At 73.2% G+C, this 14,422-nt stretch carries 12 protein-coding genes and 1 pseudogene; 4 read left to right on the top strand and 9 right to left on the bottom strand.

The genetic code is table 11. The annotated features are described in order from the left end of the window. The 4 genes and pseudogenes from QK440_RS38885 to QK440_RS38870 all read right to left on the bottom strand — a co-directional run. Positions 1 to 354 (bottom strand): annotated as a pseudogene (locus tag QK440_RS38885) (serine/threonine protein phosphatase); the annotation flags it as partial. 56 nt (positions 355 to 410) lie between these two features. Next, positions 411 to 1,100, bottom strand: coding sequence for a class I SAM-dependent methyltransferase (locus QK440_RS38880; protein ID WP_282797990.1), 690 nt, complete (start codon positions 1,098 to 1,100; stop codon positions 411 to 413). A gap of 116 nt (positions 1,101 to 1,216) precedes the next feature. Further along, complete coding sequence (locus QK440_RS38875; RefSeq protein ID WP_282797989.1) at positions 1,217 to 1,900, bottom strand: DUF402 domain-containing protein; 684 nt, start codon at positions 1,898 to 1,900, stop codon at positions 1,217 to 1,219. A 245-nt stretch (positions 1,901 to 2,145) separates the two neighbouring features. Next, positions 2,146 to 3,567, bottom strand: a complete 1,422-nt coding sequence (locus tag QK440_RS38870; RefSeq protein ID WP_282797988.1) for a class II fumarate hydratase — start codon at positions 3,565 to 3,567, stop codon at positions 2,146 to 2,148. A gap of 132 nt (positions 3,568 to 3,699) precedes the next feature. Between QK440_RS38870 and QK440_RS38865 the strand changes: the two genes are divergently transcribed. Then, on the top strand, positions 3,700 to 5,253 hold the full coding sequence (locus QK440_RS38865; RefSeq protein WP_282797987.1) for a ricin-type beta-trefoil lectin domain protein: 1,554 nt from the start codon (positions 3,700 to 3,702) through the stop codon (positions 5,251 to 5,253). Positions 5,254 to 5,290: 37 nt separating this feature from the next. On the opposite strand, the gene QK440_RS38860 is transcribed toward QK440_RS38865, so the two are convergent. Next, positions 5,291 to 6,955 (bottom strand): fumarate hydratase, encoded by a 1,665-nt coding sequence (locus QK440_RS38860; protein WP_282797986.1) that lies wholly within the window; start codon positions 6,953 to 6,955, stop codon positions 5,291 to 5,293. 252 nt (positions 6,956 to 7,207) lie between these two features. Between QK440_RS38860 and QK440_RS38855 the strand changes: the two genes are divergently transcribed. Together QK440_RS38855 and QK440_RS38850 are read left to right on the top strand one after the other, a co-directional pair. Further along, a complete protein-coding gene (locus QK440_RS38855; RefSeq protein ID WP_282797985.1) occupies positions 7,208 to 7,876 on the top strand; it encodes a DUF1707 domain-containing protein in 669 nt (222 codons plus the stop codon). Between the two features lie 270 nt (positions 7,877 to 8,146). Continuing rightward, on the top strand, positions 8,147 to 8,473 hold the full coding sequence (locus QK440_RS38850; RefSeq protein WP_282797991.1) for a WhiB family transcriptional regulator: 327 nt from the start codon (positions 8,147 to 8,149) through the stop codon (positions 8,471 to 8,473). A gap of 300 nt (positions 8,474 to 8,773) precedes the next feature. On the opposite strand, the gene glpX is transcribed toward QK440_RS38850, so the two are convergent. Then, the gene (glpX, locus tag QK440_RS38845) at positions 8,774 to 9,808 is read right to left on the bottom strand and encodes a class II fructose-bisphosphatase (protein WP_282797984.1); all 1,035 of its coding nucleotides are present in this window, start codon (positions 9,806 to 9,808) and stop codon (positions 8,774 to 8,776) included. Positions 9,809 to 10,012: 204 nt separating this feature from the next. Here glpX and QK440_RS38840 point away from each other — a divergent pair, with 204 nt between their 5' ends. Continuing rightward, positions 10,013 to 10,579, top strand: coding sequence for a DUF4245 domain-containing protein (locus tag QK440_RS38840; protein WP_282797983.1), 567 nt, complete (start codon positions 10,013 to 10,015; stop codon positions 10,577 to 10,579). 124 nt (positions 10,580 to 10,703) lie between these two features. On the opposite strand, the gene QK440_RS38835 is transcribed toward QK440_RS38840, so the two are convergent. From QK440_RS38835 to xseA, 3 genes are all read right to left on the bottom strand, one after another. Beyond that, positions 10,704 to 11,294: a malonic semialdehyde reductase gene (locus QK440_RS38835; protein WP_282797982.1), complete on the bottom strand. Its 591-nt coding sequence runs from the start codon at positions 11,292 to 11,294 to the stop codon at positions 10,704 to 10,706. Positions 11,295 to 11,789: 495 nt separating this feature from the next. Then, positions 11,790 to 12,020 carry an exodeoxyribonuclease VII small subunit gene (locus QK440_RS38830; protein WP_282797981.1) on the bottom strand — a complete coding sequence of 77 codons (231 nt, stop codon included), beginning with the start codon at positions 12,018 to 12,020 and terminating at the stop codon, positions 11,790 to 11,792. A 9-nt stretch (positions 12,021 to 12,029) separates the two neighbouring features. After that, entirely contained in the window at positions 12,030 to 13,238 is a 1,209-nt protein-coding gene (gene xseA / locus QK440_RS38825) for an exodeoxyribonuclease VII large subunit (protein WP_282797980.1), read from the bottom strand. Positions 13,239 to 14,422 lie beyond the last annotated feature (1,184 nt).

Here is a 14,422-nt window from a genome sequence, read left to right as displayed (position 1 = left end):
AAACACTCTTCCCAACCCCCCCGCCCTTCCTATCCCCCCCGCCCCCGCGGGGGGCTGCGGGGCGCCGGGGCGCGGGGCGCCCGCGCCGGCGCCCGGCTGTACGGGCACGCCCTCGGGCACGGGGCGCGGGCGGTGGCCGCCGGGCCCCTCCGTGGCGGCCGTCGACGACTGGGCGTGCTCGCTGCCCGCGTCCTGCTCACCCGTGCGTGCCTGCGCGGGCAGGGCGTTCACCTCTCCGGCGCCGGGCGCCTCCGGCTCCGGGGTACGCAGCAGCGCCCCGCGGGGGTCCGCGGGGGCGGGTGGCCGGGCCGCTGGTGCCTTACGGCCCTCGTAGGGGCTGAGGTGCTCCGTCACGCGTTTTGAATCCGTCCGTCCGGGGCTGCGCGCCGCGCGCGCCGTCCAAGCGTTGCTCAGCCGCGCCGGCAGTGCAGGAATAGCTGGTGCTCGGGTGGTACGTAGGTGCTCGCCGGGGCGTACGCGTACGACTCCTCGTGGGCGATGTCGAGACCGGCGTCCCGCACGACCTGCCGCAGTTCGTCCCGCAGGTAACCGGATACCCGGATCACGTGCCCCAGGAACGGAATCGCCGCGTCGTCCAGGTCCGCCTCGACCATGGACAGCGCGAGCAGACCGCCGGGCCTGAGCAGTGACCGCAGCAGCCGAAGAGCAGACGGTATCTCCTCCCGGGGCAGCATCAACAGCGTGAAGAAGCACGCGATCGCGTCGAACTGGCCGACGGCGCCCGGCCCTTCGCCGCTGACGCGCAGGTCGGCGAGGTCGAGGCGGCGGAACTCGGCGGCCGGCGAGGGCACGTTCGCGCGCGCGAGGTCCAGCATTCCGGCTGACAGGTCGACGCCGAGCACGGTGTGCCCCGCCTCGGTGAGCTGACGCGCGGTGGGCAGGCCCGTGCCGCAGCCCACGTCCAAGACCCGCGACCCGGGCGGCAGTTCGCCGGCGAGCCGGCGGCCCGCCGCGAGCTGGCCCTCCTTGTGCGGGAACGCGACGTCGTACGACGCGCCGATGGCGTCGAAGGCCTCGGCCTGGCCCGTGCGGTCGCGGCGGGCCGGCGCGACGCTCCGCGCTGCGTAATCCTCGCTCACGTTCAGCCGCTCCTCGATGACATCCTGTCAGGCCGCTCGGGGGCACCAAGAGTTGCTGCTGTGCGCCCTTGCGGAGGACGATCCTACGTTTGCACCACGGGGGCGCATCAAGGGTCTCATGACGACACATGCGCGGGCGTACGGTCCCAGTCACCCGGCAGGGCGGGAACCCGCCACGCCGGGTCCGGGCGCCAGTCCTCCCAGCCGTCCGCGAAGGGGCTGCCCCACGCCTCGACGGCCGCCACCGCCGCGCGGCCCGCCCGGCGCACCGCGTCCGCCTGCGCGGCGTCCATCAGGCCCGCGCGCCGGGCCTGCGCGAACTCGTCCTCGTCGTGCCAGCGCCAGGTGCCGTCCGGGCGTACGGAGATGTCGAGGAAATGGTCCTCGGAGTCGACGCCCGCGGCCCAGCGGACACGGGGCTCCTCCAGGTTCACGTACCAGTTCTTGAAGCGCCAGCCCGGCTCCCAGAACAGCCACACGGACCAGGGCTCGCCGGGCCGGGCCAGCTTCAGGACGCCGGTGCCGAACCAGTGGTCGCGGCGGGTGGTGCGGGGCTTGGTGTACCGGGTGGCGAGGGGTTCCGCGTGCACGGAGGTGCCGTCGGCGAGCACCGGCTTCACGCACTCCGTGCCCGGGGCCAGCCAGACCGCGAGCAGGTCCTCGGTGTCCCGCACGACGGTGACGGGACGGCAGATGTGTATGCCGCCACCCCCGTTGGCGCGGTAGCGCCAGAGGATGGGTGTCCCCGGCGCCCAGCGCCGGGCGTCCGCCTGAGCCGTGGTTCCGTCGTGGTCTGTCATGAACAGATACTAGGGCGCATGCCCGGACCCCTGCCGGGGGCTCCCCAAGCCCGCCCCTTCCCGAAACCAGGGGCTGCCGCCCCTGGACCCCGCTCTTTCGGCGCTCCGCGCCTCGTCCTCAATCGCCGGACGGGCTGAGTTCTTCGCCGGGCCGCGCCGGAACGTCTCAGCCTCGCTCGGCGGAACGTTCCAGCCCGTCCGGCGTTTGAGGACGAGCGCGCCGGCGCGACACGACCGCGCCGGGCCTACGGCCTGGTCATGCGCAGCACGTCCAGGGCCTCGTCGAGCTGCTCCAGGGTGAGCGCCCCGCGCTCGACGTACCCGCCCTCCAGCACCACCTCACGAATCGTCCGCCGCGCGGCCAGCGCCCGCTTGGCGACCTTCGCCGCCTCCTCGTACCCGATGTACTTGTTCAGCGGTGTGACGACGGAGGGCGAGGACTCGGCGTACTCGCGCGCCCGCTCCCGGTGGGCGACCACCCCGTCCACCGTCCGGTCGGCCAGCAGCCGCGCCGCGTTCGCGAGCAGCCGCACCGACTCGAGCACGTTCTTCGCGATGACCGGCAGCATCACGTTGAGCTCGAAGTTGCCCGCGGCCCCGGCGGCCGCGACCGTCGCGTCGTTGCCCGTCACCTGCGCGGCCACCATCAGCACGGCCTCGGGGATCACCGGGTTGACCTTGCCGGGCATGATCGAGGAGCCGGGCTGGAGATCGGGCAGGCTGATCTCGGCGAGGCCGGTGCGCGGCCCGGACGCCATCCAGCGCAGATCGTTGGCGATCTTCGTGAGGCCGACGGCGACCGTGCGGAGCTGGCCGCTGGTCTCGACGATGCCGTCCCGGGCGCCCTGCGCCTCGAAGTGGTTGCGCGCCTCCGTCAGCGGCAGCCCCGTCGCCCGCGCGACCTCGGCGATCACGGCGGCGGAGAAGCCGGGCGGCGTGTTGATGCCGGTGCCCACGGCGGTCCCGCCGAGCGGCAGCTCGGCCAGCCGCGGCAGGGACGCCCGCAGCCGCTCCACGCCGTACCGCACCTGCGCCGCGTACCCGCCGAACTCCTGCCCGAGGGTGACGGGCGTCGCGTCCATCAGGTGCGTACGCCCGGACTTCACGACGTCGGCGAACTCCTCGGCCTTGCGCTCCAGGGCGGCGGCCAGGTGTTCCAGGGCCGGCACGAGGTCGCCGGTGACGGCGGCCGTGGCGGCGATGTGGATCGACGAGGGGAAGACGTCGTTGGACGACTGCGAGGCGTTGACGTGGTCGTTCGGGTGCACGTCGCGCCCGAGCCGCTCGGTGGCGAGCGTGGCGAGGACCTCGTTGGTGTTCATGTTGGACGACGTGCCGGAACCGGTCTGGAAGACGTCCACCGGGAAGTGGTCGTCCCAGCGCCCCTCGGCGACCTCGCGGGCCGCGTCGGCGATGGCGTCGGCGACGTCCTGGTCGAGCACGCCGAGCTCCGCGTTCACCTTCGCCGCGGCCGCCTTGATCTGCGCGAGCGCGGCGATGTGCGCGCGCTCGATGCGCTGCCCCGAGATGGGGAAGTTCTCCACGGCCCGCTGCGTCTGGGCCCGCCACTTGGCACCCGCGGGCACCCGCACCTCGCCCATGGAGTCGTGCTCGATCCGGTACTCGCCGCTGTCGCCGCTGGCCTTGACGTCCGTGCCGCCGCTCATGTTCCGACTGTCCTTCCGCTCCGTGGTGCGCGCAACTGCCTCGAAAAAGTGAGCCCTTGTGGTGTGCGGACTATTCCCAAGACCGCTACTGGCCAGTAAAAACCCTGGGTGACTCGAATCCGGGGAGGCGCAATGAAGCGCACGACACGCGTGCGGCACCACGGTACGGGCCGCCTGCGCGCCACGGCCACCGCCGCCACGGCCCTCGCGGCCCTGCTCGGCGGCGCCGTGGCGGCGGGACCCGCCCACGCCGCACCCACCGAACCGAGGAACCCCGCCACCGACGCCGTCCCGCTCCCGCCGGAGCTGGAGGAGATCCGCGCCGCCGAGGCGCGGAAGCTGTACGGCGACCCGGCCGAGCGGCCGCTCGCCGAGCGCAGGACGGCCCTGATCTCGCTCGGCGACAGCGAGATCAGCGGCGAGGGCGTCGGCCGCTACGAGCCCGGCACGGACGGCCCCGACAACTGGTGCCACCGCTCGCCGGACGCCGCGATCCACCGCACCGGCATCCCTGCCGACGTGACGTACAACGTCGCCTGCTCAGGGGCGCGGACCGTCAACATCCGCATCGGCGGCGAGAAGCAGTACGCCGACGAGCTGGTGCAGAGCGACAACCTCGCGATCAAGGCCCGCAACACCAGGATCAAGGCGATCATGCTGGTCGTCGGCGCCAACGACGACCTCCAGTTCTCGCCCGTGATGACCGACTGCGTGACCCGCTACCTCACCCTGCAGGGACCCTGCGAGCCGAAGTACGCGCCGGGCTGGCAGGCCCGCGTGGACGCGCTCGTGCCGAAGGTCGAGCAGACGATCCGCGACCTGCGCACCGTCATGAGCCGGGCCGGGTACTCCGGCACGGACTACAAGCTGGTCGTCATGGGCTATCCCAGCCCGATCGGCCCCGACTTCCGCGACAACCCGGACTTCCCGGGCAAGCTCGCCTGCGGCGGCACCGGCTACGACTCCGACACCCGCTGGGGCCGCGACGAGGCCGTGCCCGCCTTCGAGCGCGGCATGCGCACGGCCGCGCGCAACGCCGGCGCGGTGTACCTCGACAACTCCCGCCTCTTCCACGGCCACGAGGTCTGCATGGAGGACACCTGGGCGCGGGGCCTGTACGTCGAGCTGTCCAACCCGTTCCCGCCGGACGCGAACTCCGTGCGCCAGTCCTTCCACCCCAACGCCCGCGGCCACGCCGCCTTCGCGTCCTGCCTGACCCAGCTCTACCGCTCCGGCTGGGACGAGGCCGGGTGCGCCGACCCGGCGAGCACGGGCAGCCCCACGCTCCACGAGGGCGGCTGGGACGACGCGTTCCGGCCCCTGCGCAACGAGGCCACCGGCACCTGCCTCGACGCCGACGCCTCCGAGACCCGCAACGGCACCGCCGTGCGCGGCTGGGACTGCACCGGCAACCGCAACCAGACCTGGTGGTACGACACCACCCGCCAGTCCCTGCACACCGGCCTGACGCACGACCGCTGCGTGGACGTGCCCGAAGGCGCGTACCGGGAAGGCACCGCCGTGACCCTGTGGAACTGCCACGGCGGCGCCAACCAGAAGTTCGTCCGCCAGTCCGGCACCCTGCGCCCCGCCGCGGAGACCGGGCTCTGCCTGACCCTGTCGGGGCCCAAGGAGCCGCTGTGGCTCCAGAAGTGCGCGGGGAGCGCGGACCAGCGCTTCACGTAGGCGGTGCCGCTCCCGGCCGCGCGCTCCCCCCGGGGCGCTACGCCAGGCCCGGCCCCCGTACCGGAATGGACGTGAACGTCGGCTCGGGGGCCGGGTTCTGGAAGAAGTCGTTGCCCTTGTCGTCGACGACGACGAACGCCGGGAAGTCCTCGACCTCGATCTTCCAGACGGCCTCCATGCCGAGCTCCTCGTACTCGACGACCTCGACCTTCTTGATGCAGTCCTGCGCGAGGCGCGCGGCCGGGCCGCCGATCGAGCCCAGGTAGAAGCCGCCGTGCGCGGCGCACGCGTCGGTGACCTGCTGCGAGCGGTTGCCCTTGGCCAGCATGACCTTCGAGCCGCCCGCCGCCTGGAACTGCGCGACGTAGGAGTCCATGCGCCCGGCCGTGGTCGGGCCGAAGGAGCCGGAGGCGTACCCCTCGGGCGTCTTGGCCGGACCGGCGTAGTACACCGGGTGGTCCTTCAGGTACTGCGGCATCTCCTCGCCCGCGTCGAGCCGCTCCTTGATCTTGGCGTGCGCGATGTCGCGGGCCACGACCAGCGGCCCGGTGAGCGAGAGCCGGGTCTTCACGGGGTACTTGGTGAGCTCGGCGAGGATCGCGTCCATGGGCTGGTTGAGGTCGATCTTCACGACCTCGCCCTCGTCCAGGTGCGTGTCCTCGGTGTCCGGCAGGAACCGCGCCGGGTCGGTCTCCAGCTGCTCCAGGAAGACGCCCTCGGCGGTGATCTTCGCGACGGCCTGGCGGTCGGCCGAGCAGGACACGGCGATGGCGACCGGGCAGGAGGCGCCGTGCCGGGGCAGGCGCACCACGCGCACGTCGTGGCAGAAGTACTTGCCGCCGAACTGCGCGCCGATGCCGATCTTCTGCGTCAGCTCGAAGACCTTCTCCTCCAGGTCCTTGTCCCGGAAGCCGTGGCCGAGCGGGGAGCCCTCGTCGGGCAGCTCGTCCAGGTAGTGCGCGGAGGCGTACTTCGCGGTCTTCAGCGCGTACTCGGCGCTGGTGCCGCCGACGACGATCGCCAGGTGGTACGGCGGGCAGGCGGCCGTGCCGAGCGAGCGGATCTTCTCCTCCAGGAACGCCATCATGGAGGCCTCGTTCAGGACGGCCTTCGTCTCCTGGTACAGGAACGACTTGTTCGCCGAACCGCCGCCCTTGGCCATGAAGAGGAACTTGTACGCGCCGCCGTCGGTCGCGTACAGCTCGATCTGCGCGGGCAGGTTGGAGCCGGTGTTCCTCTCCTCCCACATGGTGAGCGGAGCCATCTGCGAGTACCGCAGGTTCAGGTTCCTGTACGCGTCGTAGATGCCGCGGGAGAGGGCCTTCTCGTCCTCGCCCGCGGTGAGCACGTTCTGGCCGCGCTTGCCCATGACGATCGCGGTGCCCGTGTCCTGGCACATGGGCAGCACGCCGGCGGCCGCGATGTTCGCGTTCTTCAGCAGGTCCAGGGCGACGAACTTGTCGTTGGACGAGGCCTCCGGGTCGTCGACGATCTTCCGGAGCTGGGCCAGGTGCGCGGGCCGCAGGAAGTGCTGGATGTCGTGCACGGCCTCCTCGGCCAGCTTGCGCAGCGCCTCCGGCTCGACCTTGAGGAAGGTGCGCCCGTCGGCCTCGAAGGTCGAGACGCCCTCGGTGGTCACCAGCCGGTACGGGGTGGTGTCCTCTCCCAGCGGGAGCAGATCGGAGTACGCAAACTCTGGCATGACGCCCAATTCCTCACTCGGCAGACAGCGGCGCCGGCCTCCATCGGCGGCGCCGGTCCAGCGTAGAACCCTTCGGGAGCGCGCCGGCTGTGAGGTAAGGCTCAGTTGCTCCCGGCGGGCCGGGCGGGCGGTTCCCGGGCCGCTCGGCGGGCGGTACGCGGGCGGTCCCCGCGCACCCGCGGACGGATCCGCACATGCCGACCGTGCGTGAGGGGTAGTCGCGATCTATCGCGTTTGGATACGCTGTGGTGCGTGGACCTAGAGAAGCGTTCCCCAGCACCGTCCGCCGCGGCGCCGTCGCGCCTGAGGGCCTCGGACGCCGACCGCGACCGCGCCGCGGAGATCCTCGCGGAGGGGCTCGCCACGGGCCGCCTCGATCCGCAGGAGCACGCGGAGCGGATCGACGGGCTCTACCGGGCCAAGACGCTCGCCGAGATCGAGCCGTACGTGGCGGACCTGCCCGCCCCGGGTGCGAAGCCGCCCGCCGCGGGCCCGGGCCCGGACCGCCCCGAGCCCGGAGCCGTCCCCGAGACCGCCGACGAGACGGTGTACGCCGTCATGGGTGACACCGCCCGCAAGGGCCGCTGGCGTCCCACCCGCCGCACGCACGCGTACGCCGTCTTCGGCGACGTCGAAGTCGACCTCAGCGAGGCGGACTTCGAGCACCGGCAGATCCTCGTCAAGGGCATCGCGCTCTTCGGCGAGGTGCGGATCCACGTGCCGGAGAACGTCTCCCTGCGCGGCCACGGCACCGCGGTCCTCGGCACCTTCGATGTGGACACCCTCGAATCGGCCGAGCGCGACGCCCCCGTGGTGTTCGTGTCGGGCATCGCGGTCTGCGGCTCCGTCTCGGCGCGCCCGAAGCGCGGCAAACGCATCCGTGACCTGCGCGCCCGCCTCCGCAAGCGGCTGGAGGGCTGACCGCGCCCGGGGGTGCCCGCGCGGCCCGCGGTTCCCGGGTGGCGACACGTTTCGGCCAGCGGCTCCGGGTATCAGGAACCGGAACTTCCGTGCATGGGGACTCAGTGCATAGGCCCGCACACAGCGGGTAGAGCTTGGTGCATCGTCTCTCGCTCGCGAAGCCGTCGTCAGGAGTAGACCGTGCTGCAACCGACGCATCAGTCCCTGCAGGTCGCCGCCCCGGCCGAGGGGGCCTCCCCGGTCCGTGCGCAGCCGGGCGCCTGGGGAAGGGTGCCAGTGCGCGAGCGGGACCAGGACAACCCGTGGCACACCGACGCCGTCTGCCGCCGGGACGAGGCCGGTCTGTTCTTCGCTCCCTCCAAGGAGCCCACCGCCGCCCGCCTCTCCCGCGAGGAGGCCGCGAAGCGGGTCTGCTCCCGCTGCCCCGTGATGGTCGAGTGCCGCGAGCACGCCCTGCTGCAGCCCGAGCCGTACGGCGTGTGGGGCGGCCTGACCGCGGCCGAGCGCCGCGTGGTCCTCGCCCGGCGCCGCCGCCGCGACCTGGAGCTGAAGAAGGCGGCCCGCGCGGCGGCCGGACCGGTCGCGGCGGCGGGCTAGAGCGGCCCGCCTGCCCCCCCGGGCCACGGCGGTCGTCGGCCCCGCCACGGCCCCACGCGGCACGAGGCATCCGTACGACGTCGGCGTACGAACCACCCGTACGACGCCCGCGTACGCTCCACGCGACGCCCGCGTACGCTCCACGCGACGCGCACGTACGCCCCACACGACGCGCACGTACGACAACGGGGGCGCTCCCCGCACGGAGCGCCCCCGTCGTCGTGTGCCGGCCGAGGCCCCGGGCCCGGACTCCGTGGCCCGGGAACAGGGACCAGGAACCGGGGACCCGGAGTCCGGGGCCTACTTGGCCCGCTCGAAGTCGATCGCGCTGTACGCGCGCAGCTTCGCGAGCCGGTGGTCGGAGTCGATCTTCCGGATGGTGCCGGACTTGGACCGCATGACCAGGGACGACGTCGAGGCGGTCTCGGCGCCGTAGCGCACGCCGCGCAGCAGTTCACCGTCGGTGATGCCGGTGGCGACGAAGAACACGTTGTCGCCGCTGACCAGGTCGTCCGTGACGAGCGTCCGGTCCAGGTCGTGGCCCGCGTCGAGCGCGCGCTGCCGCTCCTCGTCGTCCTTGGGCCACAGCTTGCCCTGGATGACGCCGCCCAGGCACTTGATGGCGCAGGCGCTGATGATGCCCTCCGGCGTGCCGCCGATGCCCATGAGGAGGTCGACGCCGGTGCCCTCGCGCACGGCCATGATGGAGCCGGCCACGTCGCCGTCCGAGATGAACTTGATACGCGCGCCGGTCTCGCGGATCTCCTTGACGACGCCCTCGTGGCGCGGCCGGTCCAGGATGACGACCGTCACGTCCTCGGGGGAGGACTTCTTCGCCTTGGCGACGCGGCGGATGTTCACCGACACCGGGGCGTCGATGTCCACGAAGTCGGCGGCCTCGGGGCCGGTGACCAGCTTGTCCATGTAGAAGACGGCGGACGGGTCGAACATGGCGCCGCGGTCGGCGGCAGCGAGGACGGCGATCGCGTTCGGCATGCCCTTGGCGGTGAGCGTGGTGCCGTCGATCGGGTCGACGGCGATGTCGACCTCCGCGCCGGTGCCGTCGCCGATCCGCTCCCCGTTGAAGAGCATCGGCGCCTCGTCCTTCTCGCCCTCGCCGATGACGACGACACCGTTCATCGACACGGTGTGGACGAGGGTCCGCATGGCGCGGACGGCGGCGCCGTCGGCCCCGTTCTTGTCCCCGCGGCCGACCCAGCGGCCCGCGGCCATGGCGGCGGCCTCGGTGACCCGGACCAGCTCCAGGGCGAGGTTGCGGTCGGGGGCCTCGGGGGAGACCTCCAACTCGGACGGCAGGTGGTGATGCTCGGTCATCGAGGCGCACCTTTCTGATACGGAACAAAGGACCGAGCCCGCGGGGCCTCCCTGCGAGGGGCGGTGGTGGGCGACGGCGGGCGGCCGGATGAGGGTGATGCCGTCGACTCTATCCGCAGGCCGACAAGATGAGCAGAGCGCCCCACGGATGAGCGGACCGGGGTGTGTGCGGGCGCCGCCAGGGCACCTGCGACGATGGGGGGCGTGGCAGGCAGAACTGGCAAGCAGACCGTGCGGAACATGCTGCTCTCGATGGCCGTCATCGGCATGGTCGTGGCAGTCATCTACGTCTTCATCCCGCACGACGAGTCCAAGGACCCGGTCAAGCGGGTCGACTACCGCGTCGAGCTCCTGACGGCCCGGCGGGCGGCGGCGTATCCGGTGGCGGCCCCCACGGGCCTGCCCGAGACCTGGAAGCCGACGTCGGTCCGGTACGACGGCGCGGCCCACGACAGCTGGCACCTGGGCTTCCTCGACCCGGCCGGCGAGTACGTGGCGATCAAGCAGTCCACCGCGAAGCCGTCGGAGTTCATCGACGAGGCGACGCAGAAGGCCCGGCGGACGGACGCGACCGAGAAGATCGCGGGCAGGACGTGGCAGCGCTACCAGGGCCCGCGCTACGACGCCCTCGTCCACCAGGACAAGGGCGCCACCACCGTGGTCCTCGGCACGGCGTCGTTCGACCGGCTGGCGACGATGGCGCAGTCGCTGGAGATGAAGCGCACCCCGGTGCCGACGGCGGCGCCGACGAAGTCGGCCGCGGCGGGCTGAGCCGCGCCCCGCGAGGCGCGTACGAGGCGCGCACGAGTGAGGCCCCCGGCGCGTGCCGGGGGCCTCACTCGTACGTCGTGCGCCGTGCCGGGGGCGTGCCCCGGACGGTCGGACGGCCCGACGGTCAGACGGTCGTGATGACCTGGTCGTAGGCGAGACGCGGGGAGCGCGGGAACCAGGCGTCGGGGCCCGGCTTGCCGATGTTGACGACCATCAGCGGGGTGTGGTCGTCGTCCAGGAACTCCTTCTGCACGCCGGCCGGGTCGAACCCGGTCATCGGGCCCGCGGCCAGGCCGGCGGCGCGGATGCCCACGATGAAGTACGCGGCCTGGAGGGCGCCGTTCAGGCCGGCGGCCTGCTCGCGGACCGTGCGCTCCGAGAAGAAGGCGTCCTTGACGCCCGGGGCGTGCGGGAACAGCTCCGGCAGCTCCTCGTGGAACTCGTTGTCCACCGACAGGATCGCGACCAGCGGCGCCGTCAGCGTCTTCGGCCGGTTGCCCTCGGCCATGTGCTGCACCAGGCGCTCACGGGCCTCCTGGCTGCGCACCAGGGTCACGCGCAGCGGCGACTGGTTGAACGCGGTGGGGCCGTACTTGACCAGGTCGTAGACGGCCTGGATCTGCTCGTCGGTGACGGGCTCGTCGGTGAAGGTGTTGGCGGTACGGGCCTCGCGGAAGAGCAGGTCCTGGGCGGCGGGGTCAAGAACGAGGGACATCTTTCAACCTTCTCGATACGTACGTCAGAAGAAGAGGACGCGTGCGGTCCGGGTGCCGGCGGGGCGGCGCCCGGGACCAGCGGGTACGACAGTACGCGAACGAGGTTCAACTTTCAACTAAAGCTGAGGGGAGGTGATCGACGCTCCAGGCGGGGGTGGGGAGGGTGGGGCGCGGTGCGCTGGGCGAAGGGGGCGCTGGGCGGGGGCGCGGTGCCTTGGGCGGGGGCGTCGGGTTGCTGGGGGGCCGTTCCGGGCCGCTTAGCCGTGCTGGGCCCCTGGCCGTACCCCTGGGTCGGGTCGGTCCCTAGGGCGTGCCCGGTCCGCCGGGCAGTGCCGGCGAGCGGGGCGGGTGCCGGGGGCGGGCCATGCCGGTGGTGCTTGGCCGTGCCGGTCGTCGGGTGGCCCTGGTGCGCCGGTCGGTGCCGGTGTGCCGCGGTGCCGGGCCGCGGCGGGGGCGCCAAGTCTTGCCGGTGCGCCGGGCGGCGCCGGGGGGGCTTACTCCTCCGACAGGGCGGCGTCCAGGCGGGCGCGGGCGCCCTCCAGCCACCGGCGGCACACCGCCGCCAGCTCCTCGCCGCGCTCCCACAGGGCCAGGGACTCCTCCAGCGTGGTGCCCCCGGCCTCCAGGCGGCGTACCACCTCGATGAGCTCGTCCCGCGCCTGCTCGTAGCCGAGCGCGTTCGCCGTCTCGGCGGTCTCGGCGGTCTCGTCCGTCTTGCTGGTCATGCGCCCACCCTAAAGGTCCACCCGTACGGAGAATTCGCCCTCGGCGACCCGCGCGCGCAGCGCCTCGCCGTCCGCCACGTCGTCCGCCCCGCGGACCACGGAGCCGCCCTGCTTCTGCAGCACCGCGTACCCCCGCTGGAGCGTCGCGGCGGGGGAGAGGGCCACCACGCGCGCGTGCGTGTGGGTGAGCTCCGACTCGGCGCGGTCCAGGAGGTGCCCGAGGGTGCGCCGCGCCCGGTCCACGTACGTGGTGACCTGCTCCTCGCGCTCCTCCACCATGCGGTGCGGCCGCTCCATGCAGGGCCGGGCCAGCGCGTGGGCGAGGCCGCGCTCCTCGCGCTCCAGGAACGCCTCCACGCAGCGCCGCGCCCGCTCCCCGAGGTGCGCGACCCGCTCCAGCTCCTCGCCCACGTCCGGTACGACCTTCTTGGCGGCGTCCGTCGGCGTCGAGGCGCGCAGGTCGGCCACGTGGTCGAGGAGCGGGTTGTCCGGCTCGTGGCCGATCGCGGACACGACCGGCGTACGGCACGCGGCGACCGCGCGGACGAGCTGCTCGTCCGAGAACGGCAGCAGGTCCTCCACGCTGCCGCCGCCGCGCGCCACGATGATCACGTCGACGTCCGCGAGGCCGTCCAGCTCCTTGACGGCCTGCACCACCTGCGGCACCGCGTGCACGCCCTGCACGGCGACGTTGCGCACCTCGAAGCGGACCGCGGGCCAGCGGTGGCGCGCGTTCTCCAGGACGTCGCGCTCGGCCGCGGAGGCGCGGCCGCAGACCAGGCCGATGAGCTGCGGCAGGAACGGCAGCGGCTTCTTGCGGGCGGGGGCGAACAGGCCCTCCGCGGCCAGCGCCTTCTTCAACTGCTCCAGGCGCGCGAGCAGCTCACCGACGCCGACCGGCCTTATCTCCGCCGCCCGCAGGGAGAGCTGGCCCCGCGGCGCGTACCACTCCGGCTTCGCGTGGACGACGACGCGGGCGCCCTCCGACACGACGTCCGCCACCGCGTCGAACACCTGGCGGTAGCACGTCACGCTTACGGAGATGTCGTGCGACGGGTCGCGCAGCGTCATGAACACCACGCCCGCGCCGGGGCGCCGGGAGAGCTGTGTGATCTGCCCCTCCACCCACACCGCGCCCAGGCGGTCGATCCAGCTCCCGATGAGGCGGGAGACCTCGCCTACGGGGAGGGGGGTGTCGGCGGACGTGTTGAGACCCATACCGCCCGAGACTAGCCCCAGCCTCCGACAACCCCCCGCCCCCGCCGGTACCTGCGCGGCCCCTGGCCCCGGGTGCCTCCACGGCGTTGCCACGCCCGGCCCACCCTCCGCCACTCCGCGGCGCGCCGCTCACCCACCCACCCGTGTTGCCCGGCTACGCAGGCGGGGGCCGCCTCGTCGCCGCTTCGCGGCGGGTCTCCCACCCGCCCACCCGTCACACCCGGCTCCGCCCACGCGGCCCGCCCCTCCGCCGCCCCGCAGTGCGTCTCCCGCCCTCGCGCCCGTCACACCTGGCTTCGCCCCCACAACCACGGTTGGTGCGTGGCGCTGCCGCCAGGCACTGACAAAGCCCCCGCCTGACGAGCACAGCCGAGAGGGGATCCGGGCCGCCGAGCAGGCAAGGTCACGGAGGCACGGAGTCACGGACGGAAACGGAAAAGGCCGTGAAGCGACGACGGGCCCGGCCGCGCGGGCGAAGCCGGGGCGTAACGGGTGGGAGGCATGCCGCGAAGCGGCGACACACAAGGCGTGCCGATGCGCGTCACGCAGAGGCTCCGCCGGCGCAGCCAGCCCCTCCCCGCCGCTCCATGGCGCCGTCGAGGCGCACAGCCACAGAGCCACGGATGGGCGGGAACGCCGCGAAGCGGCGAAGACTCCGGCCGGACGGACGAAGCTAAGGCAGTACGGGTGGGTGGGTGGGCAACACGCCGCGAAGCGGCGGCAGCACAAGCCGCGCCGACGCTCGCGACGCAGTGGCAACGCGGCGCAGCCCACCCCTTCGCCGCCCCACGGCGCGTTTCACGCACAGTCACGGAGCCACGGGCGGAAAGCGGCGACGGGCCCGGCCGCGCGGGCGAAGCCGAGGCGTAACGGGTGGGCGGGTGGGAGACATGCCGCGAAGCGGCGAAGGACGCACCAGGCCTTGGCGGCATCGCCAGGCCCTGCCCCCCTGCGCCAGCCCGCGCAGCTCGGTGCAGCCAGGCCCAGCCACCCGCGCACCCAGGCCCAGGCCCGCAACACCAGGCCCCAGCCGCCCCGCGCAGCGGTCCCGCCAAGCCCCCACTCCCGCAAAGCCGGGCGCAGCCCCACGCCCCCCCAGCCAGCCATCCACCCCCTCCACGAAAGCCCCACTACACCCCCCGCCCCCCTACTCCACCCCCACCGCCCCCCGCCGAGCCCCCTGA

Source organism: Streptomyces sp. CC224B (assembly GCF_030010595.1).
Classification (GTDB): Bacteria; Actinomycetota; Actinomycetes; order Streptomycetales; family Streptomycetaceae; genus Streptomyces; species Streptomyces longispororuber.
Note: the sequence above shows the minus strand (reverse complement) of the source record. Positions and strands in the feature narration are given on the sequence as shown.

Excerpts from the sequence above, each read along its gene's own strand:
- xseA (WP_282797980.1), bottom strand. The coding sequence starts at position 13,238 with ATGGGTCTCAACACGTCCGCCGACACCCCCCTCCCCGTAGGCGAGGTC.
- QK440_RS38875 (WP_282797989.1), bottom strand. The coding sequence starts at position 1,900 with ATGACAGACCACGACGGAACCACGGCTCAGGCGGACGCCCGGCGCTGG.
- QK440_RS38870 (WP_282797988.1), bottom strand. The coding sequence starts at position 3,567 with ATGAGCGGCGGCACGGACGTCAAGGCCAGCGGCGACAGCGGCGAGTAC.
- QK440_RS38860 (WP_282797986.1), bottom strand. The coding sequence starts at position 6,955 with ATGCCAGAGTTTGCGTACTCCGATCTGCTCCCGCTGGGAGAGGACACC.
- QK440_RS38830 (WP_282797981.1), bottom strand. The coding sequence starts at position 12,020 with ATGACCAGCAAGACGGACGAGACCGCCGAGACCGCCGAGACGGCGAAC.
- QK440_RS38835 (WP_282797982.1), bottom strand. The coding sequence starts at position 11,294 with ATGTCCCTCGTTCTTGACCCCGCCGCCCAGGACCTGCTCTTCCGCGAG.
- QK440_RS38865 (WP_282797987.1), top strand. The coding sequence starts at position 3,700 with ATGAAGCGCACGACACGCGTGCGGCACCACGGTACGGGCCGCCTGCGC.
- glpX (WP_282797984.1), bottom strand. The coding sequence starts at position 9,808 with ATGACCGAGCATCACCACCTGCCGTCCGAGTTGGAGGTCTCCCCCGAG.